This window comes from Pseudomonas sp. S3_B08, assembly GCF_054667725.1.
Genome location: NZ_CP162750.1, coordinates 3,080,440 through 3,105,387, shown reverse-complemented (window position 1 = coordinate 3,105,387; position 24,948 = coordinate 3,080,440). Strand labels below are relative to the sequence as shown.

Below are 24,948 nucleotides of genomic sequence, written 5' to 3'. Positions count from 1 at the left end.
TTTATGCACGCGCAAGTACAGACACAAGAACAACACGGCGCCAGCGGCAGCCTGCGCTTCAACGGGATCGGCAAGACCTTTCCCGGCGTGAAAGCGCTCGACGGCATCAGCTTCGTCGCCCACCCCGGCCAGGTTCATGCCCTGATGGGCGAGAACGGCGCGGGCAAATCGACCCTGCTGAAGATTCTCGGTGGTGCTTACATTCCGAGCAGCGGCGAGCTGCAGATCGGCGAGCAGGCGATGGCGTTCAAGTCCACCGCTGACAGCATCGGCAGCGGCGTCGCGGTGATTCACCAGGAACTGCATCTGGTCCCGGAAATGACCGTGGCCGAAAACCTGTTTCTCGGCCATCTGCCGGCCAGTTTCGGCCTGATCAATCGCAGTGAGCTGCGTCAGAAAGCCTTGAATTGCCTGAAAGGCTTGGCCGACGAAATCGATCCGCAAACCAAGGTCGGACGCTTGTCGCTGGGTCAGCGGCAGTTGGTGGAAATCGCCAAAGCGCTGTCGCGCGGCGCTCACGTCATCGCGTTCGACGAACCGACCAGCAGCCTCTCGGCGCGCGAGATCGACCGCTTGATGGCGATCATCGGTCGTCTGCGCGACGAAGGCAAAGTGGTGCTCTACGTGTCCCATCGCATGGAAGAAGTCTTCCGTATCTGCGACGCCGTCACCGTGTTCAAGGACGGCCGCTACGTTCGTACATTCGACGACATGAGCCAGTTGACCCACGATCAACTGGTGACCTGCATGGTCGGTCGCGACATTCAGGATATCTACGATTACCGCCATCGCCCGCGCGGTGCCGTGGCGCTGAAGGTCGACGGCTTGCTCGGTCCGGGCTTGCGCGAGCCGATCAGTTTCGAAGCGCACAAGGGCGAAATCCTTGGCTTGTTCGGGCTGGTCGGGGCAGGGCGCACCGAGCTGTTTCGCCTGCTCAGCGGCCTGGAGCGCAACACCGCTGGCCGTCTCGAACTGCGCGGCCATGAGCTGAAATTGCGCTCGCCGCGTGATGCGATTGCCGCCGGCATTTTGCTCTGCCCGGAAGATCGCAAGAAGGAAGGCATCATCCCCCTGGCCAGCGTCGCCGAGAACATCAACATCAGTGCCCGCGGTGCGCATTCCGGGCTCGGCTGCCTGATCCGCGGCCTGTGGGAAAAGGGCAATGCTGACAAGCAGATCAAGGCCCTGAAAGTGAAAACCCCGCACGCCGGCCAGCAGATCAAGTTCCTTTCCGGCGGCAACCAGCAGAAAGCCATTCTCGGCCGCTGGCTGTCGATGCCGATGAAAGTCCTGCTGCTCGACGAACCGACCCGTGGCATCGACATCGGCGCCAAGGCCGAGATCTACCAGATCATTCATAACCTCGCCGCCGACGGTATTTCGGTGATCGTGGTGTCCAGCGATCTGATGGAAGTGATGGGCATTTCCGACCGCATCCTGGTGCTCTGCGAAGGCGCCCTGCGCGGCGAAGTCAGCCGCGACCAGGCCAATGAATCCAACCTGCTGCAACTGGCTTTGCCACGCCACCGCGCTGACGGCGTGGCGAACTGAGAGGTGACTATGATGACTACGCAAAACGAAACTCTGCCGACCGAGCGCAAACCGCTGGACATGCGGCGCTTCCTCGATGACTGGGTCATGCTGCTGGCGGCGATCGGCATCTTTGTCGCCTGCACACTGCTGATCGACAACTTCCTCTCGCCGCTGAACATGCGTGGCCTGGGCCTGGCGATTTCCACCACCGGCATCGCCGCGTGCACCATGCTTTATTGCCTGGCATCCGGACACTTCGACCTCTCGGTCGGCTCAGTGATCGCCTGTGCCGGCGTGGTCGCGGCAGTGGTAATGCGTGACACCAACAGTGTATTTCTCGGGGTCAGCGCGGCGTTGGCGATGGGCCTGATCGTCGGGCTGATCAACGGCATCGTGATCGCCAAGTTGCGCGTCAATGCCTTGATTACAACGCTGGCGACCATGCAGATTGTGCGCGGCCTGGCCTATATCTTTGCCAACGGCAAGGCAGTCGGCGTTTCGCAGGAATCGTTCTTTGTTTTCGGCAATGGCCAGCTGTTCGGTGTGCCGGTGCCGATCCTGATCACTATTGTCTGCTTCCTGTTTTTCGGCTGGCTGCTGAACTACACCACCTATGGGCGCAACACCATGGCCATCGGTGGCAACCAGGAAGCGGCGCTGCTGGCGGGCGTCAACGTCGACCGCACCAAGATCATCATCTTCGCCGTGCACGGTGTGATCGGCGCGCTGGCGGGTGTGATTCTGGCCTCGCGGATGACTTCCGGGCAGCCAATGATTGGTCAGGGTTTTGAACTGACAGTGATCTCGGCTTGCGTGCTGGGCGGAGTTTCGTTGAGTGGCGGCATCGGCATGATTCGTCATGTGATTGCCGGGGTGTTGATTCTGGCGATCATCGAGAATGCGATGAACCTGAAGAACATCGACACGTTTTATCAGTATGTGATTCGGGGTTCGATTCTGTTGCTGGCCGTGGTCATTGACCGCTTGAAACAACGGTAACGTCAAAAGCTACCCCTCACCCCAGCCCTCTCCCAAAGGGAGAGGGGGCCGACCGAGGTGTCTTGCGTTCTAGATCGACCTGAAATATCGGGTCGATTGTGGATTCGCTAAAGCAACATCATTTCGGCGCATTTCCTGAGCACTCCCCAATCAGTTCCCTCTCCCAAAGGGAGAGGGGGCCGACCGAGGTGTCTTGCGTTGTACATCGACCTGAAAGATCGGGTCGATTGTGGATTCGCTAAAGCAACATCATTTCGGCGCATTTCCTGAGCACTCCCCAATCAGTTCCCTCTCCCAAAGGGAGTGGGGGCCGACCGAGGTGTCTTGCGTTCTACATCGACCTGAAATATCGGGTCGATTGTGGATTCTCTAAAGCAACATCATTTCGGCGCATTTCCTGAGCACTCCCCAATCAGTTCCCTCTCCCAAAGGGAGTGGGGGCCGACCGAGGTGTCTTGCGTTCTACATCGACCTGAAATATCGGGTCGATTGTGGATTCGCTAAAGCAACATCAGTTCGGCGCATTTCCTGAGCACTCCCCAATCAGTTCCCTCTCCCTCCGGGAGAGGGCTAGGGTGAGGGGCTCTTGATTTTGCTCTCTCCACCGGTCACCTCCCTCAAATTTTTGTTGCCCGCCACGTCCCGTTTCGGTTATCAATTTGTACATGATTAGACAGGTACGATTCGACAAGAAACAAAGGGTGGTCGACGAGCTCGTCCGACGCATCGAAAGCGGCCTCATGGAGGACGGCTTTCTGTTGCCTGGCGAACATCAGTTGGCTCAAGAATTCCAGGTCAGCCGTGGCACCTTGCGTGAGGCGCTGGCCGAACTGAAGCGGCGTAATTACATCGCCACCCAAAGCGGTGTCGGTTCCATCGTCACTTTCGACGGTGTCGCGCTGGATCAGCGCAGCGGCTGGGCGCAGGCGTTGGCCGACAGCGGGGCGCTGATCAATACCGAAGTGTTGCGCCTCGAAGCCGTGACTCGCCCGGATCTGCTGGTGCGTTTCGGCACCGATCAATTCATCACCCTCGACCGTCGCCGGCGCGCCACCGACGGTACGCTGGTGTCTCTCGAACGATCCTTGATGCCGGCCAACGGCGGCCTGGAAAGCCTGCCCCGCGTCGGCCTGATCGACAATTCCCTGACCATCACCCTGGCCGCCTACGGCTATATCGGCGAGCGCGGCGATCAGTGGATCGGCGCCGAGCCGCTGAATGCCGAAGACGCCGAGTTGCTCGGTCGCCCGGTCGGCACGGTGTTTCTCAAAGCCCTGCGCACCACCTACGACCGGCAGAACCGTTTCATGGAACAGGTCGAAAGCCTGCTCGACCCGGTGCACTTTCGTCTGCACCTGCAATTCGGAGAATCGAAATGACCGCGCTCAACCGTGCGCTTGGCGCTTTCTATGGTCTGGCCCTGGGTGACGCGCTGGGCATGCCGACACAGTCGCTCGATCGTGAAACGATCAAGGCGCGCTTCGGCCAGATCACTGATTTGCAGGACGCAGGTCCCTTGCAACCGATCGCCGCGAACATGCCCAAAGGCTCGATCACCGATGACACCGAGCAGGCGATCCTGGTCGGCGAATTATTGGTCGAAGGTCACGGCCGTATCGAGCCGGAGGTCCTCGCCCAGCGCTTGATCGAATGGGAAACCGAGATGCAGGCCAAAGGCTCGCAGGACTTGCTCGGCCCCTCGACCAAACGCGCCATTGAAATGATCCTCGCCGGGCATTCCCCGGAAGAAGCCGGGCGCTACGGCACCACCAATGGCGCGGCGATGCGCATCACCCCGGTGGGCATTGCCGCGAACGTGGCCGATCCGCAGCGCTTCATTGCGGCGGTCGTGCAGGCTTGCCAGGTGACGCATAACACCACGCTGGGGATTTCCAGTGCGGCGGCGGTGGCGGCGGTGGTTTCCGCTGGCATCAATGGCGTCGATCTGGGCGAGGCGCTGAATCTTGGCCAGCAGATTGCCCAGCAAGCCGAAGCCCACGGGCATTGGGTCGCTGGCGGGCGCATGGCCTCGCGCATCAGTTGGGCGCGCAGTATCAGCGTCGACAGTGACAAAGCACTGCTCGCCGATCTGCTCTACGACGTGATCGGTACATCGGTGGCGTCGCAGGAGTCGGTGGTGGTCTCATTCGCACTGGCCCAGCAAGTGGCCATCGGCGAGATGACGGCATTCGAGGCGTTGTGCATGGCCGCCAGTCTCGGCGGCGACACGGATACCATCGCGGCGATTCTCGGCGCCATGCTCGGGGCCTGCCCGGGGCTTGAGTGCTGGCCGGAGCCGATGATCGAGACGGTGAAAGTCGTTAATCAACTTGAGCTGGAACCGTTGGTGCAGGGGCTGTTGGCCTTGCGTTGACTGGCTGGCCTCTTCGCGAGCAGGCTCGCTCCCACAATTGGAATGCATTTCCTTGTGGGAGCGAGCCTGCTCGCGAAAGGGGCGGCGCATTTCTAAAGAATTCACACAGCAATGGATCGCACAGACAGGCCTCGGAAGGCCGGTTGTCTTGTCGTTTTGCATCATTGCCACAACCACAAAAAAGGCAAACAGGAGCATCTTCATGAGTTCATCAACCGCCGGGCAGAGCGTCGGGCAATTGGAAACCCGGGGCATCGAGCCGGTGCCGGAAGCCGAGTGCAACGGTCATCCGTTGCAGCTGTTCTGGGTCTGGTTTGCGGCCAATATTTCCATCCTCGGCCTGCCGCTGGGCGCTACGCTGGTGGCGTTTCGCGGGCTGGCGATCTGGCAGGCGATCATCGTCGCCATCCTCGGTGCCGCCGGTTCGTTTGCCGTGGTCGGGATCATCTCGATTGCCGGGCGCCGTGGCCGCGCGCCGAGCCTGACGCTGTCCCGGGCAATCTTCGGCGTACGCGGCAACATCGGCCCGACGCTGGTTTCGCTGATGTCGCGTCTGGGTTGGGAAACCGTCAACACCACCACCGCAGCCTTCGTCCTGCTGTCGCTGTGCTCGATCCTGTTCGGCTCGCCGGTCGAGGCGAAAAGTGCGCCGATACTGACGCTGATCTTTATCGCCATCTTCGTCCTGCTGACCTTGTCGGTGTCCGGCCTCGGCCACGCGACTTTGCTGGTGATCCAGAAGTGGGCGACCTATGTGTTCGGTGCGCTGAACATTCTCGTCGGTGGTTTCCTCTGCGCGACGATCGACTGGAGTGCGGTGTTCAACGCCACGCCAGCACCGCTGAGCGCAATGATCATCGGCATCGGCACCATGGCCGCCGGCACCGGCATCGGCTGGGCCAACGCTGGCGCTGACATGTCGCGCTATCAGCATCGCAGCGTCAAGGCAGTGCGCCTGGTGGCGTCGGCGGCGTTCGGCGCAGGGATCCCGCTGGTGCTGCTGATCACCCTCGGCGGCTTGTTGTCGGTGGGCAACAATGACCTGGCGTCGGCGACTGACCCGATCGTGGCGATCCGGGACATGTTGCCGACCTGGATGGCCGTGCCGTACTTGATCACCGCGTTCGGCGGCCTGCTGCTGTCGAACAACCTGTCGGTATATTCCGCCGGCCTGACCACGCTGACCCTGGGCCTCAAGGTCAAACGCGTCTACGCGGTAGTGGTCGACATCGTCGCGATCTTCGCCGGCTCGATCTACTTCATGCTGATCGCCGACAGTTTCTACGGCCCGTTCATTACCTTCATTTCCCTGCTGGCAGTGCCGATCACCGCATGGGTGGGGATTTTCGTCGTCGATCTGATTCACCGTCACTACTACAGCCCCAAAGACCTGCTCGATGTCAGCCCGAGCAGCGCCTACTGGTATCGCGGCGGCATCGAGTGGCGCGCGTTTGGCGCCTGGGCGATCGCCATCGTCCTTGGTTTCAGCTTCACCACCATCGGCACCACTGCCGAGAACGTCTGGTTCAAGGGCTTTCTGTCCGACTCCTGGCTGGGCCACAACGGCCTCGGCTGGATCGTGACCTTCGTCGTCGCCGGTGGCATTTACCTGATACTTGGCGGTGCGAAAGATCGCCGCGCCGCGCAACCCGAGAATGCTCATGCCTAAGATGTTGCACACCGGCCAGGTCATCATCGACCTGGTCATGGCCGTGGATAAGCTGCCGCAGATTGGCGGTGATGTGCTGGCGCAGTCGGCCGGTTTCGAAGCGGGCGGCGGTTTCAACGTAATGGCCGCTGCGGTGCGTAACGGTCTGCCGGTGGTTTACCTCGGTCGCCATGGCACGGGGCGGTTTGGTGACCTGGCGCGCCACGCGATGCAGGCGGAAGGTATCTGCATCGGCATCCGCGAACCGGCCGAGCGCGACACCGGTCTGTGTGTGGCGCTGACCGATGCGTCGGCTGAACGCAGTTTCATTTCCTATATCGGCGCTGAAGGTGAGGTGACCGAAGACGATTTGAACAATGTGGCTGCTGAGCCCGGCGATTACGTTTATCTCAGCGGTTACAGTCTGCTGCACGAGGGCAAGGCGCAGGCGTTGCTCGACTGGACGCTGGCGCTGCCGGCGTCGGTCAATGTGGTGTTCGACCCGGGGCCGTTGGTGGAGTCACCTGACGCGCCGATGATGCAGGCGTTGCTACCGCGCATCAATGTGTGGACCAGCAACAGTGTTGAGGCGCTGCGATTTACCGTGGCTGATGAAATTGGCGCGGCAATGGATCGGCTCGCGAAGCTCCTGCCGGAAAATGTGCTGATGGTGGTGCGCGACGGGCCGCAGGGTTGCTGGATTCAGCAGCGGGGCGAGCGTCGACAAGTGCCGGGGTTTGTTGTCAAAGCGGTGGACAGCAATGGCGCCGGTGATGCGCATGCCGGGGTGTTTGTTGCTGGATTGGCGCAGGGGTTGGATGCACCGGAAGCGGCGCGGCGGGCCAATGCGGCAGCGGCACTGGCGGTGACTCGCTGGGGGCCGGCTACATCGCCGGGGGCGGGTGAGGTGGATGCGTTTATCCGCGAATCCTGCGGCGACTGATGCACCGCAATCGCTGGCAAGCCAGCTCCCACAGGGTCTTCGTGTGTAAGTGTAATAGTGCAACTACCCGAAAAATCTGTGGGAGCTGGCTTGCCAGCGATGAGGCCATCAGACTTAACCTGCCTTGCGCAACGCCTCAATCAACTCCTGCTTGCGCATCGAAGAGCGTCCCGGAATATTCTTCGCTCGGGCTTCCTTCATCAAGCTATCGACAGTCTGCGTATCCTTCGAAGTCTCGCTATCGCGTGAATGGCCCTTGCGGCTAGCCACCGCGCGGCGGGATGACTCTTTGCGCTCTTTCGACTTGGCACTTGCAGGCTTCTTGCGCCCTGAGCCGCCGGACTTCTCGCCACCGCCGGAGTGCTTGTTCACCGTCGCCCGGGCACGCGCCTCAGCTTCATCTTTCGACACGCCCTTTTTCTCGTAGCTGTCTTCGATGTGCTCGGCTTTGCGCTTCTGTTCGCTGGTGTATTTGTCTTTGCTTCCACGAGGCATGGGATTTCTCCTTGCGTCAGGATGTGCTGCGTTACGCCGAAGGCTGCGAATCACTCGAGACGAATTACCCGTTCGAAGTCGAAGATCCGCAGCCCCAACCAGCGTCAGCTATCGAGTTTCTTCGCCGCTTCAACCCCGGCTGAACTGAGCTTGATCGGCAGGTTCAGCGAGTGCTCACCGGCTTCGCTGCAGGTCACATGACCATGGTGAATCAGCCCGCGATCCTGCAGGGCGGCGAGGGCGCTGGCCACGACTTTCTCGCCCCGGTAATTGTCCAGCACCTCCTTGCCCAAGCCGTTGGGATGCGCGTGCAGCAGGCGGGTGAGAACTTCTTTTTCCAGGTCTTTGTCGACGTTCATGGTTACCTCTTCATGGGAGTGAATAGGGCGCTCGCGTCGGCGAACTACTGACCGGCACCTTCGGAACCGGAGCCACCGGTGGTGGTTTTCGAGCCGACACCGGGGCCGGCATTGTCAGGCGGAGTGGCAGGAGAGTCAGGCGTGTTCATGCCACCCTGACGGCCCGGATCGCTGCCTTGTGTGCGCGGATCGGTGCCGGTGGCGGGTGGCTGATTGATCAGCGGCACGCCGGAACCATCGGTATTCATACCGGGAGCACTGTTGATGGCGGGCGCGCGTGGCGGGGTCGGATCGGTAGGGCCAGTGCCCGCTGCCGTGGACGAGGCGGCGAATACCGCAGGGCAAAGCAGGGCGCTGAAGACTAAAGCGGTCAACCTTGACGAGATCATAGGGCTTCTCCAGTGATTGGAATCCTTACACTGGGTTGGTCAGCCCTGATGAAGGATTGGTGCCTGATGATCGACGAACGGTCTTCTCCGGGGTCGCGTGTCTGCTGTTCAGACGATGCCGATCTTTAGTGTTTCCATCGGTGCAAAACAGTTAACGGTCATAAGCATCCTTTCAGAACGTGCGCTATCAACTGTGGGAGCGAGCCTGCTCGCGAAGGCATTCTGTCAGTTGACTCGAGGCTGACTGGAAGGACGCATTCGCGAGCAGGCTCGCTCCCACAGGGGCAACGGCGTTCGCCCGATCGGGCAGGTCAGTATGTTTGCCATGTGACGAGCGCCGCTGCGCGCCTTAGTATGGCGCTTTAATTTGCAGACAAGGCCCGTTCATGACGATCGAAATCCGCCCGGCGACTCCCAGCGATGCGCCGCAAATCCTCACCTTCATCACCGAACTGGCAGATTTCGAGAAGGCCCGTCACGAAGTCATCGCCAGCGTCGCTGACATCGAACGCAGCCTGTTCGGCGAAGGCGCCACCGCCCACGGCCTGATCTGCCTGCGCGACGGCTTGCCGATCGGCTTCGCGGTGTTCTTCTTCAGTTATTCAACGTGGCTGGGCAGCAATTGCCTGTACCTCGAAGACCTCTACATCACCCCCGAACAACGTGGTGGCGGCGCCGGCAAAACCCTGCTGCGCCACCTGGCGAAAATCGCCTGCGCCAACGACTGCGGCCGCTTCGAATGGAGCGTGCTGGAATGGAACACCCCAGCCATCGAATTCTACAAATCTCTCGGCGCACAACCGCAGGAGGAATGGGTGCGGTATCGCATGGATGGCAAGGTGTTGCGAGAGTTTGCTGAAGGAAATTGACGCCTGAAAGATCGCAGCCGTCGGCAGCTCCTGTTCACCTCTGTAGGAGTTGCCGAAGGCTGTGATCTTTTTTTGTTTATATCCCAAAATATGGGATTGATATTTATATATTGAGATTTTAGCCCGCCCGGGTTTATAGTCCGTCGCACTCACTGCCAAAAACAAAACAGGTGAAGCGATGCAGGCGCAATTGATCGCGCTCGATTGGGGGACGACCTCATTACGTGCTTACAAACTCGCGGCCGACGGTGTGGTGCTGGAGCAGCGTGCGCTGTCGTCCGGGATCATGCAGTTGCCCAAGACCCCGCGAATCATCCACGGCCGTGAATGCGCCGATGGTTTTGAACTGGCCTTCGACGAGGCCTGCGGTGACTGGCTCGATGCGCAGCCGGATCTGCCGGTGATCGCTTGCGGCATGGTCGGCAGTGCGCAGGGCTGGCGCGAAGCGCCTTACTGCGAGACGCCGGCGGACGTCGCCCATCTCGGAAATTCCCTACAAACCGTTGTCAGTCTGCGCGGTACGCCGGTGCATATCGTCCCGGGCGTGATCCAGCGTTCGCGTCTGCCGAATGTAATGCGCGGCGAAGAAACCCAAGTCCTCGGCGTGCTGCAAAGTCTGCCGGTCGAGGCGGGTAATGATCTGCTGATCGGCCTGCCCGGCAGCCACTCGAAGTGGGTGGAGGTGGTCGATGGCCGCATCACCCATTTCGACACGTTCATGACCGGCGAAGTGTTTGCCGTGCTCAGCGAGCACAGCATTCTCGGCCGTACCCAACAACCGAGCGCGACCTTCGATGCGCAGGCGTTCGATCGCGGCGTGCAAATCGCGCTGTCGACAGATGCCGAGCTCGGTGTGCTGTCGACCTTGTTCAGCGCCCGCACCCTCGGCCTGACCGGTGAATTGAGCCCGACTGCTCAGGCGGACTATCTGTCCGGCCTGATGATCGGCCATGAGCTGGCCGCGCTCGCCAATGTGCAGCGGCGCCGGCGCAATCAAGCGAATCTTCCAGCGATCGTGCTCATCGGCAATGCGCTTCTGTGCGCACGCTATCAACGCGCGCTCGATGCCTGCGGCTTTGCTCGGGTAACGCTGGCCGAGCAGGCGACCGAGCGTGGCCTGTGGCAACTGGCGCGTGCCGCCGGACTGATCGATTCCTCATCCCGTTAACCCTGACTGGAGGCCTGACATGCTCAAGCAAGCACTAGCACAAAACGGTCTGATCGCGATTCTGCGTGGCCTGCAACCGCAGGAAGCGGCGGCTGTCGGAGAAGTCCTGTATTCCGCCGGATTTCGCGTCATCGAAGTACCGCTCAATTCCCCATCGCCATACGAAAGTATCCGCATCCTGCGTGATGCGCTGCCCGACGATTGCCTGATCGGTGCTGGCACGGTGCTCACCCCCGAGCAGGTCGAGCAGGTCAAAGCTGCTGGCGGACAAGTGATCGTCATGCCGCACAGCGATGCCAAGGTATTGCGCGCGGCGAAAGCGGCGGGGCTGTTCCTGTCGCCGGGTGTGGCCACGCCGACCGAAGCCTTCGCCGCACTGGCTGAGGGCGCGGACATTCTCAAGCTGTTTCCGGCCGAACAAATGAACCCGGCGGTCGTCAAGGCCTGGCTGGCGGTGTTGCCAGCCGGCACGGTGCTGGCGCCGGTCGGCGGGATCACACCGGACAACATGCAGGCCTTTATCGATGCCGGTGTGAAAGGTTTCGGCCTCGGTTCCGGTCTGTTCAAACCGGGCATGACGCCCGAGCAGGTGGCGGTCAATGCCAAGGCCTACGTGACTGCCTGGAAAGCCCTGCGTTAAGAATTTTGGCGCTGTGTGCGCTGCATCTAATAAAAGCTGCATTTACAAAAGAGAGCAGAGATGAAAATCACCAAACTCACGACCTTCATCGTTCCGCCGCGCTGGTGCTTCCTCAAGGTCGAAACCGACGAGGGCGTGACCGGTTGGGGCGAGCCTGTGGTCGAAGGGCGCGCGCATACCGTAGCTGCTGCGGTGGAAGAATTGTCCGACTACCTGATCGGCAAAGACCCACGCAATATCGAAGACATCTGGACCGTGCTCTATCGCGGTGGCTTCTACCGTGGCGGCGCGATTCACATGAGCGCGCTGGCCGGTATCGACCAAGCGCTGTGGGACATCAAGGGCAAGGCCCTCGGCGTGTCGGTCAGCGATCTGCTCGGTGGCCAGGTGCGCGACAAGATTCGTGTGTATTCGTGGATCGGCGGCGACCGTCCGGCCGACACCGCGCGTGCGGCGAAAGAAGCAGTGAGCCGTGGTTTCACTGCGGTGAAAATGAACGGCACCGAAGAACTGCAGTTCCTCGACACTTTCGAGAAAGTCGACCTCGCCCTGGCCAACGTTGCCGCCGTGCGTGATGCGGTCGGGCCGAACGTCGGTATCGGCGTCGACTTCCACGGCCGCGTGCACAAGCCGATGGCCAAGGTGCTGATGAAGGAGCTCGACCCGTACAAACTGATGTTCATCGAAGAACCGGTGCTCAGCGAAAACTACGAAGCATTGAAAGAACTGGCGCCGCTGACCAGCACGCCGATTGCCCTCGGCGAGCGGCTGTTCTCGCGCTGGGACTTTAAACGGGTGTTGAGCGAAGGCTACGTCGACATTATCCAGCCGGATGCCTCCCACGCTGGCGGCATCACCGAAACCCGCAAGATCGCCAACATGGCCGAAGCCTACGACGTCGCGCTGGCGCTCCATTGCCCGCTGGGACCGATCGCGCTGGCTGCCTGTTTGCAACTCGACGCGGCTTGTTACAACGCGTTTATCCAAGAGCAGAGCCTGGGCATCCATTACAACGAGAGCAACGACTTGCTCGACTATGTGAAGGATCCGCGCGTGTTCGACTACGACCAGGGTTTCGTGAAGATTCCGAACGGCCCGGGGCTGGGCATCGAGATCAACGAGGAATACGTGATCGAACGCGCCGCCGTCGGCCATCGCTGGCGCAACCCGATCTGGCGTCATGCCGATGGCAGCTTTGCCGAGTGGTGATCTCCTGATTCAGCACTGATCCCTGTGGGAGCGAGCCTGCTCGCGAATGCAATGTCACATCCGCCATCCATGTGACTGACCCGACGCTTTCGCGAGCAGGCTCGCTCCCACAGTTTGATCTCCAGGGAGAGGAGATCTGCGTCATGACCTCAACAAACATAAAAAGAGGCTCTCCTCATGCAAACGCATACCCTCTCCGGGCAGGCGTCTTTAGTCACGCCTAGCCGCAAGCGGTTTTTCATCATGGTGTTGCTGTTCATCACCGTGGTCATCAACTACCTCGACCGCAGCAACCTGTCGATTGCCGCGCCGGCGCTGACCAGTGAGCTGGGCATCGATCCGGTTCACGTCGGTCTGATCTTCTCCGCCTTCGGCTGGACTTACGCTGCCATGCAGATCCCCGGCGGCTGGCTGGTCGATCGCGTGCCGCCGCGCATCCTTTACAGTGTCGCGCTGCTGCTGTGGTCGCTGGCCACGGTGATGCTCGGTTTCGTCAGCAGCTTCATCGCCCTGTTCGTGCTGCGCATGGCCGTCGGTGCGCTGGAAGCGCCGGCCTATCCGATCAACAGTCGCGTGGTTACGACCTGGTTTCCCGAGCGCGAGCGCGCCACGGCGATCGGTTTCTACACTTCCGGACAGTTTGTCGGTCTGGCTTTCCTGACCCCGGTGCTGGCGTGGCTGCAACATGAATTCGGCTGGCACATGGTGTTCGTCGCCACCGGCGCGGTGGGCATTCTCTGGGCGCTGATCTGGTACGCGGTGTATCGCGAGCCGCGCGATTTCAAAGGCACCAATCAGGCGGAAATCGACCTGATCCGCGAAGGCGGCGGGCTGGTGGATATTCAGGCCGAGGCGGCCAAGGTAAAAGCCAAATTCAGCTGGACCGATCTCGGCATCGTCCTCAGCAAACGCAAGTTGTGGGGTATCTACCTCGGCCAGTTCTGTCTGAACTCGACGCTGTGGTTTTTCCTCACCTGGTTTCCGACCTATCTGGTGAAATATCGCGGCATGGACTTCATCAAGTCTGGCCTGCTTGCATCGCTGCCGTTTCTCGCTGCGTTCGTCGGTGTTCTGTGCTCGGGATTCTTTTCCGACTTCCTGATCCGTCGTGGCTACACCGTGGGCTTCGCGCGCAAGTTGCCGATCATTGGCGGGCTGCTGATTTCGACTTCAATCATCGGTGCCAACTTTGTCGAGTCGACGCCGCTGGTGATTGCCTTCCTCGCCCTGGCATTTTTCGGCAACGGGCTGGCGTCGATCACCTGGTCGCTGGTGTCAACACTGGCACCGGCGCGGTTGCTCGGTCTGACCGGTGGCGTGTTCAACTTCATCGGCAATCTTTCGGCGATCGCTACGCCGATCGTGATCGGCTTCCTTGCCAGCGGCGATTCGTTCGCGCCGGCGATCACCTACATCGCCGTGCTCGCGCTGGTCGGTGCCTTGTCCTACGTGCTGCTGGTGGGCAAGGTCGAGCGTATCGAGTTGTAGTGCTCTGCGTCGGGCGACCATAATGCCGCCCGTTCCTTCGCTCAACGGTAAAAAGGCTGGATATGCAGGAAGACGCCCCGGAAAAAACCAAGGACGCCGCGCCCACCGGCACCCAGACGCTGCTGCGCGGCCTCGGTGTGGTGCAGGCGGTGGCCAGTGGCGCGCGTGATCTCAAGGAGATCGCCCGGCTGATCGGTACCACGCGCAGCACCACCCACCGTCTGGCCAGCTGTCTGGTCGACGAGCGTTATCTGCGCGTGGTGCCGCAAATCGGTTATCTGCTCGGGCCGAAACTGATCGAACTGGGCTTCCAGGCCCGCGAAGAGTTGCCACTGGTGACCCTGGCCGGGCCGTATCTGGACGAGCTCTCGGCGCTGACCGGCGATACCGTGCACCTCGGAATCCGCGAAGGCGACGAAGTGCTGTATCTATTGAAGAACCCCGGGCGAAACGGCCCGGAAATGCGCTCGCGGGTTGGCCATCGCATGCCGCTGGTACGCACCGGGATTGGCAAGGCCTTGATGCTCGACGATTCGCCGCAGGATTGGCGGCGGCTGTACGACATCAGCCTGCCGGCGGGTGGCAAAAGTCAGTTCTGGCCGCAGCATCCACAGCAGTCGTGGGAACAGCTTGAGCAGCGCATGGCCGAATACGTTGCCGGTGGCTACGCGTTCGATCTGGAAGACAACGAACCGTCGATCCGCTGTGTGGCGGCGCCGATTCGTGATGCGAGCAAGGGCATAGTCGCCGCGATCAGTATCGCCAGCACCGTGCCGTACATGCCGCTGGAAAAAATGGCCGAGTTGATCCCCCTGCTCAAAGGGGTCACAACCCGGCTGTCGGCGGAGCTTGGTTTGAAGGTATAGCCCTAAGGTTTAGGCCTTCAGCGTCGCCATGTCGATGACGAAGCGGTACTTCACATCACCGGCAATCATCCGCGCATAGGCTTCATTGATATTGCGGATGTCGAGCATTTCGATGTCGCAGGTGATGTTGTGCTCGGCGCAGAAATCCAGCACTTCCTGGGTTTCGGCGATACCACCGATCAAGGAGCCGGCCAGTACGCGACGGCTCATCACCAGTTTGCCGGCGTGGACGGGCGGGTTCACCGGCTCGATCAGGCCGACCAGAATGTGCACACCATCGAAACGCAAGGTATCGAGGTACGGGTTCAAATCGTGTTGCACCGGAATGGTATCGAGCAGGAAGTCGAAGTAGCCGGCAGCGGCCTTCATCTGCTCGGCATCGGTGGAGACGATGACGTGATCGGCGCCCTGACGGCGACCTTCTTCAGCCTTGCTCGCCGAGCGGGTGAACAGCGTGACTTCCGCGCCCATGGCCTTGGCGAACTTGATGCCCATGTGGCCGAGGCCACCCATGCCGAGAATGCCGACCTTGTCACCGGCCTTGACGCCGTAGTGCTTGAGCGGCGAGTAGGTGGTGATGCCGGCGCAGAGAATCGGTGCGGCGCTGGCCAGTGCGAGTTTCTCGGGGATGCGCACAACGAAGTGTTCGCTGACCACGATGCTGTCCGAATAACCGCCCATGGTGTTGCTGCCATCGACCCGATCCGGGGTGGCGTAGGTCATGGTCGGGCCTTCGAGGCAATATTGCTCGAGGTTCGCCTGACAGGCTTCGCAGCTGCGGCAGGAGTCGACCATGCAGCCTACGCCAACCAGATCGCCTACCTTGTGACGGGTGACATTCGCACCGACTGCGGTGACTTTTCCGACGATCTCATGGCCAGGCATCAGCGGATAAACGGCGATGCCCCATTCGTTGCGTGCCTGATGGATGTCGGAATGGCAGACGCCGCAGTAGAGAATTTCGATCGCCACGTCGTCGGCGCGCGGGCTGCGGCGTTCGAATTTCATCGGGGCGAGGGGAGTGGTGGCCGATTGGGCGGCATAGCCGATGGCGGTGTACATGGGTGACCTCGCAAAAACAGTGACAAGTGAGGCGGTGAATTCTGGCCGTCAGACGCGGGTGCGGCCATGACGATTTCTCCGGGTCTCATGCCTAATCCTCCGGCATGCGGGTTTCGGCGATCGCATTGGTCAGCGGATCTGCGATGATGTTTTCATCCACTTTTCCGTGAATTTTACGAAGACCTATTCGATGCAGTTGACCCGTCATCTTGATGCCAATGCCCGGCTGGTTTCGCTGATCGAACCGCTGGCGCTGCGCGATGGCTACAGCCAGACCGGCCTGCCCGGTGTGCAGATCCTGCGCGCCAGTTGCGACGTCGCCCGTGGCCCGCACATTTACGAGCCGAGCCTGATGATCATCGCCCAGGGCAGCAAACTGGCGTTCCTCGGCCCACGGACCATGGAATATGGCGCCGGGCATTACCTGATCCAGGCGCTGCCGGTGCCGTTCGAATGTGAAACTTTTGCCTTGCCCGATGCGCCATTGCTCGGTGTGTCGGTGGCGATTGATCGCGTCCTGCTCGGCGAATTGGTGCTGGCCATGGGGCTGGCGCCGGGTCGGCATATTCCGGCGCAGACGCCGGAGTCGATGACCTCGGTGGTGCTTGACGATGGCATGCGCGGTTGTGTCGAACGGCTGCTCAGCTGTCTGCACGATCCGCTGGAATGCCAGATTCTCGGCCCGGCGCGGGTCCGCGAGTTGTTGTTCGTTGCGTTGCGCGGGCCGCAGGCGGATGTATTGCGTGCGTTGGTCGAGCAACAAGGGCAATTCGCCCGGGTGGCGGCGTCGATCAGCCATCTGCATGCGCATTACACCGAGCCGCTCAATGTCGAGACACTGGCTGGTTGCGCGAACATGAGCGTGTCGACGTTTCATGAGCATTTCAAACGCAGCACACTGTTGTCGCCAGTGCAGTATCTCAAGCGTTTGCGCTTGTTGAAGGCGCAGACGCTGCTGGTGGCGGAGGGGCTGGGTGTCGCGCAGGTGGCGCATCGGGTGGGGTATCAGAGCACGTCGCAGTTCAGTCGCGAGTACAAGCGTTACTTCGAACGCAGCCCGGGGGATGAGCGCGCTGCCTGATCCGCCGATATTCCCTGTGGGAGCGAGCCTGCTCGCGAAGGCGCTGGATCAGTCGACATCATCTTCATATGACACACCGCTTTCGCAAGCAGGCTCGCTCCCACAGTTGTTTTGTGGTGTCAGGGGAATTTTGGGCAACAAAAAGGCCCCCATTTCGGGAGCCTTGTTGTTCAGCGTTTCGACTTACATGTTCGGGTAAGTCGGGCCGCCGGCACCTTCCGGTGCCACCCATGTGATGTTCTGCGCAGGGTCCTTGATGTCACAGGTCTTGCAGTGCACGCAGTTCTGGGCGTTGATCTGGAAGCGCTTCTCGCCGTCTTCCTTGGTGATCACTTCGTATACGCCGGCCGGGCAGTAACGCTGCGCCGGTTCGTCGTACAACGGCAGGTTTTTGCTGATCGGGATGCTCGGATCAGTCAGCTTCAAGTGGCATGGCTGCTCTTCTTCGTGGTTGGTACCGGAGATGAACACCGAGCTGAGTTTGTCGAAACTCAGTTTGCCGTCGGGTTTCGGATAGTCGATCTTCTTGCAGTCGGCCGCGAGCTTGAGGCAGGCGTAATCCGGCTTGGTGTCGCGCAGGGTGAACGGCAGTTTGCCGCCGAAGATGTTCTGGTCCAGCCAGTTGAAACCACCGCCGATGATCGCGCCGTACTTGTGGATCGCCGGGCCGAAGTTACGGCTGGCGAACAGTTCTTCATGCAGCCAGCTGTTCTTGAATGCGTCGACGTAAGTGGTCAGTTCGACGGTGCAATCCTGCTCGGCGAACAACGCATCGGCCACCGATTCCGCCGCGAGCATGCCGGACTTCATCGCGGTGTGGCTGCCTTTGATCTTGGCGAAGTTCAGGGTGCCGAGGTCGCAACCGATCAGCGCGCCGCCCTTGAAGACCATTTTCGGCAGCGAGTTCAGGCCGCCCTTGGCGATGGCGCGGGCGCCGTAGCTGACGCGCTTGCCGCCTTCCAGATATTGCTTGAGCACCGGGTGATGCTTGAGGCGCTGGAACTCATCGAACGGCGACAGGTAAGTGTTGCTGTAGGACAGGTCGACGATCAGACCGACCACCACCTGATTGTTTTCCAGGTGATAGAGGAACGAGCCGCCGGTGTTCTCGGTGCCCATGATGTCCAGCGGCCAACCGGCGGTGTGCACCACGAGGCCCGGCTGATGCTTGGCCGGGTCGATTTCCCAGATCTCTTTCAGACCAATGCCGTAATGCTGCACGTCGGCATCGCTGTCGAGGTTGTAGCGCTTGATCAGTTGCTTGCCGATGTGGCCACGGCAGCCTTCGGCGAACAGCGTGTATTTGCCACGCAGTTCCATGCCAGGGGTGTACAGGCCTTCTTTCGGGTTGCCTTCACGGTCGACGCCCAGATCACCGGTGATGATCCCGCGCACTACGCCGTTTTCATCGATCAGCGCTTCCTGAGCGGCGAAGCCCGGGTAGATTTCCACACCCAGATTCTCGGCCTGCTGAGCCAGCCAGCGGCACAGGTTGCCCAGGGAGATAATGTAGTTGCCTTCGTTGTGCATGGTCTTGGGCACAAAGAAGTCGGGAATCTTCTGCGCGCTGTCGGCGTTTTTCAGTACGAAAATGTCATCGCGCGTGACTGGCGTGTTCAGCGGTGCGCCGAGTTCTTTCCAGTCCGGGAACAGTTCGTTCAGGGCGCGGGGTTCGAACACCGCACCGGAGAGGATGTGTGCGCCGACTTCGGAGCCTTTTTCGACCACGCAGACGCTGATTTCCTTACCGGCGTCAGCGGCCTTCTGCTTCAAGCGGCAGGCGGCGGACAGACCAGCGGGGCCGGCACCGACGATGACGACGTCGAATTCCATGTATTCGCGTTCCACAGGCTATCTCCTACTCAAGGCTCAACAGTTTTTTTTCTAATATGGAGGTTTGATCTCGCATCCGTATTGCCTTTACGTTAACGTCAAAGGGAATATTGGCGAATCCACCTTTCTCTCTAGGCGGCGCATTATATCTACACCACTCCTAGCGTCCAATACAAACGTTTGTTTGAATCGCCTCCAGCCCTGATAAATCAAAGAAGCGCGGCTTATGACAGGGCATTTTGGCGTATTGACCAGAATGGGCGTTCCGGTCAAGATACGGGCGGTTTTGCGCTCGCCGTAGGCAGACTGGCGGTTTCAAGAGCACCTCTAAAGACAGGGCACAGGCAGTAGACGGTGATGCGCAGCGCAAGTCCGGCGCGCAGTTTACACAGCGTGAGAATGAATGACCCGACAGTCACCCCTGACGAACGGTCACCGCTCTTCGCGGAGTGAATCACCTCACATTCAAGCCGGCGTTTTTAGAGGTGCCCTTGTCGCCCGATGAGCATCATCCGCCAGGTTCGCCTAGGCGACTTTCTTTTCACCGGAGAGTAACGAGGAATCCATGAAGGTTCTTGTAGCTGTCAAACGCGTTGTGGATTACAACGTCAAGGTCCGCGTCAAGGCGGACAATTCCGGCGTCGACCTCGCCAACGTCAAGATGTCGATGAACCCGTTCTGCGAAATCGCCGTGGAAGAAGCCGTACGCCTGAAAGAGAAGGGCGTTGCGACTGAAATCGTCGTCGTCTCGATCGGCCCGACCACCGCTCAGGAGCAGCTGCGTACCGCACTGGCTCTGGGTGCCGACCGCGCCATCCTCGTCGAATCCGCTGAAGACCTGACCTCGCTGGCCGTGGCCAAGCTGCTCAAGGCCGTTGTCGACAAGGAGCAGCCTCAGCTGGTGATCCTTGGCAAACAGGCGATCGACAGCGACAACAACCAGACCGGCCAGATGCTCGCGGCACTGAGCGGCTACGGTCAGGGCACCTTCGCTTCGAAAGTCGAAGTCTCCGGCGACAGCGTTGCCGTGACTCGCGAAATCGACGGCGGCGCGCAGACCGTTTCGCTGAAACTGCCGGCCATCGTCACCACCGACCTGCGTTTGAACGAGCCGCGCTATGCGTCCCTGCCAAACATCATGAAAGCCAAGAAGAAGCCTCTCGAAGTGCTGACTCCGGACGCTTTGGGCGTTTCCACCGCCTCCACCAACAAGACACTGAAAGTCGAAGCGCCGGCTGCACGCAGCGCGGGCATCAAGGTCAAGTCGGTGGCTGAACTGGTTGAAAAACTCAAGAACGAAGCGAAGGTAATCTAAATGACTATCTTGGTTATTGCTGAACACGACAACAAAGTGCTGGCCCCGGCCACACTGAACACCGTGGCTGCTGCGGCAAAAATCGGCGGCGACATCCACGTTCTGGTAGCAGGTCAGGGCGCAGGCCCGGTGGCCGAAGCCGCAGCGAAAATCGCTGGCGTGAGCAAAGTCCTGAATGCTGACAACGCCGCTTACGCGCATCAGCTGCCGGAAAACGTTGCACCGCTGGTTGCAGAGCTGGGCGCTGGCTACAGCCACATCCTGGCTGCCGCGACCTCCAACGGCAAAAACATCCTGCCGCGCGTTGCTGCTGCGCTGGACGTTGACCAGATCTCCGAGATCATCTCGGTAGAAAGTGCTGACACTTTCAAGCGTCCGATCTACGCCGGTAACGCCATCGCCACCGTGCAATCGACCGCCGCGATCAAAGTGATCACCGTGCGTGCCACCGGTTTCGATCCGGTTGCTGCTGAAGGTGGTTCGGCTGCCGTTGAAGCTGTTGGCGCTGCGCACGACGCCGGTACTTCGAGCTTCGTCAGCGAAGAGCTGGCCAAGTCCGATCGTCCTGAGCTGACCGCTGCCAAGATCGTCGTCTCTGGCGGCCGCGGCATGCAGAACGGTGACAACTTCAAACACCTGTACGCGCTGGCCGACAAGCTTGGCGCTGCTGTTGGCGCTTCGCGCGCTGCGGTCGACGCAGGTTTCGTACCGAACGACATGCAGGTCGGTCAGACCGGCAAGATCGTTGCGCCACAGCTGTACATCGCCGTCGGTATCTCCGGCGCGATCCAGCACTTGGCCGGTATGAAAGACTCCAAAGTGATCGTTGCGATCAACAAGGACGAAGAAGCGCCGATCTTCCAGGTGGCCGATTACGGCCTCGTGGCGGATCTGTTCGAAGCAGTACCTGAGCTGGAGAAGCTGGTCTAATCCGGCGTCTTCACTTATAAAGAGCCCGGCCTGTTGGTCGGGCTTTTTTTTTGTCTTGGATTTGACTGGGGAGCGTTTTGCCATGGATCTGCGCTGCGGATGGTTGTTGGGATGGGTGCTGTTGCCAGGTCTGGCCACGGCCGCTGGCAAGTGCGAGCGCCTGGTTGTCACCGGCAGCCCGGATGCGCCGCCCTATCTGTGGCAGGACCCGCAAAACCCCAAGCGCCTGATCGGCGCCAGTGCCGATCTGTTGCAGCAAGTGGCCAAGGATCTGGGCATCAAAGTTGACCTGCTCTACGCCGGCAAACGCTCGCAGGCCCTCGATGAAGTGCGCAGCGGGCGCATGGACATGCTGGCCGACGCGCCGTTGACCGTGAATGAGCTGGAAAACTTCGACTTCATTCATCCGCCACTGCTGGAAAACGACTACCTGGTGTGGACGCGCAAAGGCTCGACGCTGACCTATGCCGAGGCCAGCGACCTTAAAGGCCATGCCGGGGCGGTGTCGGAAAAGTCGCGGATGACCCAGGCATTCGGCACTTTCGCCGAACAGAATCTGACCCTGACCCGCACAGCAAACCTTACCGAGGCATTACAGAAACTGCTGTTGGGCGAGGTGGAATATGTCCTCGCCGGACGTTACTCAGGCCTGGCCGCCGCGCAGACATTGGGCATGACCAGCGATCTGTTGGCGTTCGAACAACCCATCGACCGGCCGGGTCTGTTCCTCGCGGTTTCGCATAACTCGGCCTGCAACGATCCGTGGTTGCGCGGACAGCTCGCCAAAAAGATGACAGAATTGCCCGCGTCCGGACTGACGGAAGCCGCGCTGCAACGCAACATCGAGCGCTGGAAGGCGCAACAGCAACAGCCGCCACAACCTGTCAGTGCCCCAAAACAGTAGGGATTTTTAGTGAGTATTCGACCTCTTTTCGCGGCTGTAGCCGTTCTGGCCCTGGCCGGGTGCGCATCCGATCCGGCACCCAGTGAACAAATGCGTTTGACCGAACAAGCCATCGTGCAGGCCAAGGCAGTCGGCGCCACCGCTGACGAAGTGCCGGAAATGCAACTGGCCGAAACCAAGTACAACCGCGCCAAAGGCAGCATGGCCGACGAGTCCTATCGCAACGCGCGCATGCGTGCCGAGCAGGCGGAACTGGATGCACGTCTGGCCGAGGCCAAGGTGCTGACGAAAAAAAGTGAAGAACAGCTGAATGTGCTCAATACCCGCATTGCCCGCCTGCGCAAGCAGCTGCAACTGGGGGAAGCACAATGAGCCTCAAGTCCAATGCTCTCGGCATTCTGCTCCTCGCCGGTTGCGCCAGCCTGTACGGCTGCGCTGGTCAGCACAGCGAGGCGGCGCTGCAACAGGCCGGCGCTGATTTCCAGAAGGTCAAGGAAGATTCCAACGTCCTGCGCATTGCGCCGAAAGACGTGATCCGCGCCGGCGAATCCCTGGCCCGTGCCGATCGGCTGTCGACCTATTGGGGCAGCGGTGCCGACGTGGTGCATTACGCCTACTTGAGCCAGCGCTACAGCGAAATCGCCCGCGAGCACACCAACCAGGCGCTCAACGAGGAACGCGCAGCCAAGCTCGAGCTTGAGCGTCAGCGTCTGCAACTGGCTCTGCGCGAGTCGAAGCTGCTCAGTGTGCAGCAGCAGGGCAAGTGGCTGGAGGAACAGATCGAGGCGCTGGCCACCACACAGACCGACCGGGGGCTGGTCATGACCCTCGGCGACGTGTTGTTCGACACCGGCCAGGCGGAACTGAAAAACTCGGCCAACCGTGTCGTGCTGAAGATCGTCCAGTTCCTGCAACTCAACCCCAAGCGCGTGGTGCGCATCGAGGGCTACACCGACAGCACCGGTGGCAAACAGGAAAACCTCAAACTGTCCCGCGATCGTGCGCAGTCGGTAGCTGACGTGCTGGTCGATCTGGGCATCGATGAAAAACGCATTCAGGTCGAAGGTTATGGCGACCAGTTCCCGGTTGACGCCAACGCCTCCGAGCGCGGCAGGGCGCAGAACCGCCGGGTGGAAATCGTGTTCTCCGACGAAAAAGGCCAGCTCGGCGCCGCCCGCTGAGGGCTGCGTCTCTGGAAAGCCCGGACTGTCATGCAGTGCCGGGCTTTTTTATGTCTGTCGATTGCTGCGCAAAACCGTACAGATGGGGCAGACACCCCACTGTACGGTCGAGTAATCTGGCAACTGTCCCAGTACACTTCTAAACTGTTCCGGTATTGTTTCACACAAGAATAAAACGCCCGTGAAATCGAGTGCTGCGTCATGACCAATCTCTTGCTCTACCAACGTATTGCTCAGCAACTGGCCGAAGACATCCGCCGTGGTGTCTATCAACCGGGGGAGCGCGTGCCTTCGGTGCGCAAGATGAGTTCGCAGCTCAACGTCAGCCATGCGACGGTGTTGCAGGCTTACGCCAACCTTGAAGATCAGGGCCTGATCCGCGCCCGACCGCAGTCGGGTTACTACGTACACCAGACCCCAGCGCTGACCGCGCCGACGCCGGATATTGCCCGGGTCGAACGGCCGGGGCTGGTGACGCGCAGCAGCATCATTCAGCAGGTATTGGTCGAATCCCGCCGCGAAGGCGTGTTTCCGCTGGGCGCTGCGGTGCCGAGTGTCGATTATTTACCGGTGCGCGCGCTGCATCAGCAACTGGCCAAGGTCACCCGGTTTCACAGTCCACGGGCGTTCAGCTACATGTTCAGCCCCGGCTTCGAACCGCTGCGTCGGCAAGTCGCGATCCGCATGCGTGACGCCGGCGTGGTGGTCGATCCGTCGGAAGTGGTGATTACCCACGGCTGTGTCGACGCCTTGCAGATGTCATTGCGTGTGCTGACCCGGCCGGGGGATCTGATCGCTGCCGAATCACCGACCTATTACGGCCTGCTGCAACTGGCCGATCTGCTTGGCCTGAAGGTCATCGAAATCCCCAGCGACCCCGCCACCGGCATGAGCCTGGAAGCCTTGCAACTGGCCGCCAACCAGTGGTCGATCAAGGCGCTGGTGCTGACCACGCGCCTGAGCAATCCCCTCGGCGGAACCATGCCGGAAGAGCGGCAGAAACAGTTGTTGCGTCTGGCCTCGGATTTCGACATTCAGATTGTCGAAGACGATATCTACGGCGAACTGATGTTCGAGCAGGGCCGTACCAAGGCGCTGAAGGCTTACGACAGGCTGGATCGGGTGATCTACTGCTCGAGCTTCTCCAAAACCTTGTCGCCAGGTGTGCGTATCGGCTGGATGATCGCCGGCAAATACCAACAGGAAATCCAGCGCCTGCAAACCTTCAGCACCCATTCGGCGTGCAGCGTCACGCAGATGGCGATTGCCGCGTATCTGGAAAACGGCGGTTATGACCGGCATTTACGCTACATCCGCCAGGAGTACCGGAAAAACCTCAGCGCGTTCCAGCTGGCGGTTCAACAGCATTTCCCTGAAGGCACGCAGATGTCCCGGCCAACGGGCGGTTTCATCCTTTGGGTGAGCTTGCCGGGGCGGGTCAACACCCAGGAATTACATGTCCGCGCACTGCAACAAGGCATCAGCATCGCGCCGGGGCTGATCTTCAGCAACACCGAGCAGTTCAACCACTGTATCCGGCTCAATTGCGGCATTCCGTGGAACCGCGAGGCGGAGCGCGCGCTGATGACGTTGGGTCTGTTGGCCACCCAACTGTGTCAGGAAATGGCTGGCGGATTCTGAACGGGGAGGGCGCTGAGGCTT

The 24,948-nt window shown here is 60.5% G+C and carries 24 protein-coding genes; 19 read left to right on the top strand and 5 right to left on the bottom strand.

Annotated elements, in window-relative coordinates; translation table 11 throughout:
* The first annotated feature begins 3 nt into the window (after positions 1-3).
* The 6 genes from araG (at position 4) to AB4N73_RS13990 (ending at position 7,497) form a co-directional block, all read left to right on the top strand.
* A complete protein-coding gene (gene araG / locus AB4N73_RS14015; protein WP_041479431.1) occupies positions 4-1,551 on the top strand; it encodes an L-arabinose ABC transporter ATP-binding protein AraG in 1,548 nt (515 codons plus the stop codon).
* Positions 1,552-1,563: 12 nt separating this feature from the next.
* Positions 1,564-2,532, top strand: coding sequence for an L-arabinose ABC transporter permease AraH (gene araH, locus AB4N73_RS14010; RefSeq protein ID WP_056788625.1), 969 nt, complete (start codon positions 1,564-1,566; stop codon positions 2,530-2,532).
* A 665-nt stretch (positions 2,533-3,197) separates the two neighbouring features.
* Complete coding sequence (locus AB4N73_RS14005) at positions 3,198-3,911, top strand: GntR family transcriptional regulator (protein ID WP_016770970.1); 714 nt, start codon at positions 3,198-3,200, stop codon at positions 3,909-3,911.
* Positions 3,908-4,906 (top strand): ADP-ribosylglycohydrolase family protein, encoded by a 999-nt coding sequence (locus AB4N73_RS14000; protein ID WP_460142206.1) that lies wholly within the window; start codon positions 3,908-3,910, stop codon positions 4,904-4,906. The genes AB4N73_RS14005 and AB4N73_RS14000 overlap by 4 nt, the downstream gene beginning before the upstream one ends.
* Before the next feature lie 202 nt (positions 4,907-5,108).
* Entirely contained in the window at positions 5,109-6,575 is a 1,467-nt protein-coding gene (locus tag AB4N73_RS13995) for a purine-cytosine permease family protein (protein ID WP_150742570.1), read from the top strand.
* Complete coding sequence (locus tag AB4N73_RS13990) at positions 6,568-7,497, top strand: PfkB family carbohydrate kinase (protein WP_236168409.1); 930 nt, start codon at positions 6,568-6,570, stop codon at positions 7,495-7,497. Before AB4N73_RS13995 ends, AB4N73_RS13990 begins: the two co-directional genes overlap by 8 nt.
* 114 nt (positions 7,498-7,611) lie before the next feature.
* On the opposite strand, the gene AB4N73_RS13985 is transcribed toward AB4N73_RS13990, so the two are convergent.
* The 3 genes from AB4N73_RS13985 to AB4N73_RS13975 all read right to left on the bottom strand — a co-directional run bounded on the left by AB4N73_RS13985 (position 7,612) and on the right by AB4N73_RS13975 (position 8,740).
* Positions 7,612-7,992, bottom strand: a complete 381-nt coding sequence (locus AB4N73_RS13985; RefSeq protein WP_460142205.1) for a Rho termination factor N-terminal domain-containing protein — start codon at positions 7,990-7,992, stop codon at positions 7,612-7,614.
* 104 nt (positions 7,993-8,096) lie between these two features.
* Positions 8,097-8,351 carry a hypothetical protein gene (locus tag AB4N73_RS13980; protein WP_041479421.1) on the bottom strand — a complete coding sequence of 85 codons (255 nt, stop codon included), beginning with the start codon at positions 8,349-8,351 and terminating at the stop codon, positions 8,097-8,099.
* A 44-nt stretch (positions 8,352-8,395) separates the two neighbouring features.
* Positions 8,396-8,740, bottom strand: a complete 345-nt coding sequence (locus AB4N73_RS13975; RefSeq protein ID WP_041479419.1) for a hypothetical protein — start codon at positions 8,738-8,740, stop codon at positions 8,396-8,398.
* A gap of 386 nt (positions 8,741-9,126) precedes the next feature.
* On the opposite strand from AB4N73_RS13975, the gene AB4N73_RS13970 reads away from it, so the two are divergent.
* The 6 genes from AB4N73_RS13970 (at position 9,127) to AB4N73_RS13945 (ending at position 14,980) form a co-directional block, all read left to right on the top strand.
* Entirely contained in the window at positions 9,127-9,609 is a 483-nt protein-coding gene (locus tag AB4N73_RS13970) for a GNAT family N-acetyltransferase (protein ID WP_423522588.1), read from the top strand.
* A 178-nt stretch (positions 9,610-9,787) separates the two neighbouring features.
* Complete coding sequence (locus AB4N73_RS13965; RefSeq protein ID WP_041479409.1) at positions 9,788-10,777, top strand: 2-dehydro-3-deoxygalactonokinase; 990 nt, start codon at positions 9,788-9,790, stop codon at positions 10,775-10,777.
* 19 nt (positions 10,778-10,796) lie between these two features.
* On the top strand, positions 10,797-11,417 hold the full coding sequence (locus tag AB4N73_RS13960) for a 2-dehydro-3-deoxy-6-phosphogalactonate aldolase (protein ID WP_460142204.1): 621 nt from the start codon (positions 10,797-10,799) through the stop codon (positions 11,415-11,417).
* A gap of 60 nt (positions 11,418-11,477) precedes the next feature.
* Positions 11,478-12,626, top strand: coding sequence for a galactonate dehydratase (gene dgoD / locus AB4N73_RS13955; protein ID WP_016770960.1), 1,149 nt, complete (start codon positions 11,478-11,480; stop codon positions 12,624-12,626).
* A 177-nt stretch (positions 12,627-12,803) separates the two neighbouring features.
* Positions 12,804-14,114 carry an MFS transporter gene (locus AB4N73_RS13950; protein ID WP_056788291.1) on the top strand — a complete coding sequence of 437 codons (1,311 nt, stop codon included), beginning with the start codon at positions 12,804-12,806 and terminating at the stop codon, positions 14,112-14,114.
* Positions 14,115-14,176: 62 nt separating this feature from the next.
* The gene (locus AB4N73_RS13945; RefSeq protein WP_256809741.1) at positions 14,177-14,980 is read left to right on the top strand and encodes an IclR family transcriptional regulator; all 804 of its coding nucleotides are present in this window, start codon (positions 14,177-14,179) and stop codon (positions 14,978-14,980) included.
* Between the two features lie 9 nt (positions 14,981-14,989).
* Here AB4N73_RS13945 and AB4N73_RS13940 read toward each other — a convergent pair whose 3' ends face one another.
* Positions 14,990-16,042: an NAD(P)-dependent alcohol dehydrogenase gene (locus AB4N73_RS13940; protein WP_071173192.1), complete on the bottom strand. Its 1,053-nt coding sequence runs from the start codon at positions 16,040-16,042 to the stop codon at positions 14,990-14,992.
* Between the two features lie 190 nt (positions 16,043-16,232).
* On the opposite strand from AB4N73_RS13940, the gene AB4N73_RS13935 reads away from it, so the two are divergent.
* Positions 16,233-17,123, top strand: a complete 891-nt coding sequence (locus AB4N73_RS13935) for an AraC family transcriptional regulator (RefSeq protein WP_016770956.1) — start codon at positions 16,233-16,235, stop codon at positions 17,121-17,123.
* A 183-nt stretch (positions 17,124-17,306) separates the two neighbouring features.
* Here the strand turns inward: AB4N73_RS13935 and AB4N73_RS13930 are convergent, their stop codons facing one another.
* Positions 17,307-18,971: an electron transfer flavoprotein-ubiquinone oxidoreductase gene (locus AB4N73_RS13930; RefSeq protein WP_016770955.1), complete on the bottom strand. Its 1,665-nt coding sequence runs from the start codon at positions 18,969-18,971 to the stop codon at positions 17,307-17,309.
* A gap of 550 nt (positions 18,972-19,521) precedes the next feature.
* Between AB4N73_RS13930 and AB4N73_RS13925 the strand changes: the two genes are divergently transcribed.
* The 6 genes from AB4N73_RS13925 (at position 19,522) to AB4N73_RS13900 (ending at position 24,927) form a co-directional block, all read left to right on the top strand.
* Entirely contained in the window at positions 19,522-20,271 is a 750-nt protein-coding gene (locus AB4N73_RS13925; RefSeq protein WP_007908338.1) for an electron transfer flavoprotein subunit beta/FixA family protein, read from the top strand.
* The gene (locus AB4N73_RS13920) at positions 20,272-21,201 is read left to right on the top strand and encodes an electron transfer flavoprotein subunit alpha/FixB family protein (RefSeq protein WP_016770954.1); all 930 of its coding nucleotides are present in this window, start codon (positions 20,272-20,274) and stop codon (positions 21,199-21,201) included.
* Positions 21,202-21,283: 82 nt separating this feature from the next.
* Positions 21,284-22,105, top strand: a complete 822-nt coding sequence (locus AB4N73_RS13915) for a substrate-binding periplasmic protein (protein ID WP_460142203.1) — start codon at positions 21,284-21,286, stop codon at positions 22,103-22,105.
* 9 nt (positions 22,106-22,114) lie between these two features.
* Positions 22,115-22,477, top strand: coding sequence for a DUF4398 domain-containing protein (locus tag AB4N73_RS13910; RefSeq protein WP_460142202.1), 363 nt, complete (start codon positions 22,115-22,117; stop codon positions 22,475-22,477).
* Entirely contained in the window at positions 22,474-23,286 is an 813-nt protein-coding gene (locus AB4N73_RS13905; RefSeq protein WP_056788304.1) for an OmpA family protein, read from the top strand. The genes AB4N73_RS13910 and AB4N73_RS13905 overlap by 4 nt, the downstream gene beginning before the upstream one ends.
* 201 nt (positions 23,287-23,487) lie before the next feature.
* Entirely contained in the window at positions 23,488-24,927 is a 1,440-nt protein-coding gene (locus AB4N73_RS13900; protein WP_041478242.1) for an aminotransferase-like domain-containing protein, read from the top strand.
* The last annotated feature ends 21 nt before the right edge of the window (positions 24,928-24,948 follow it).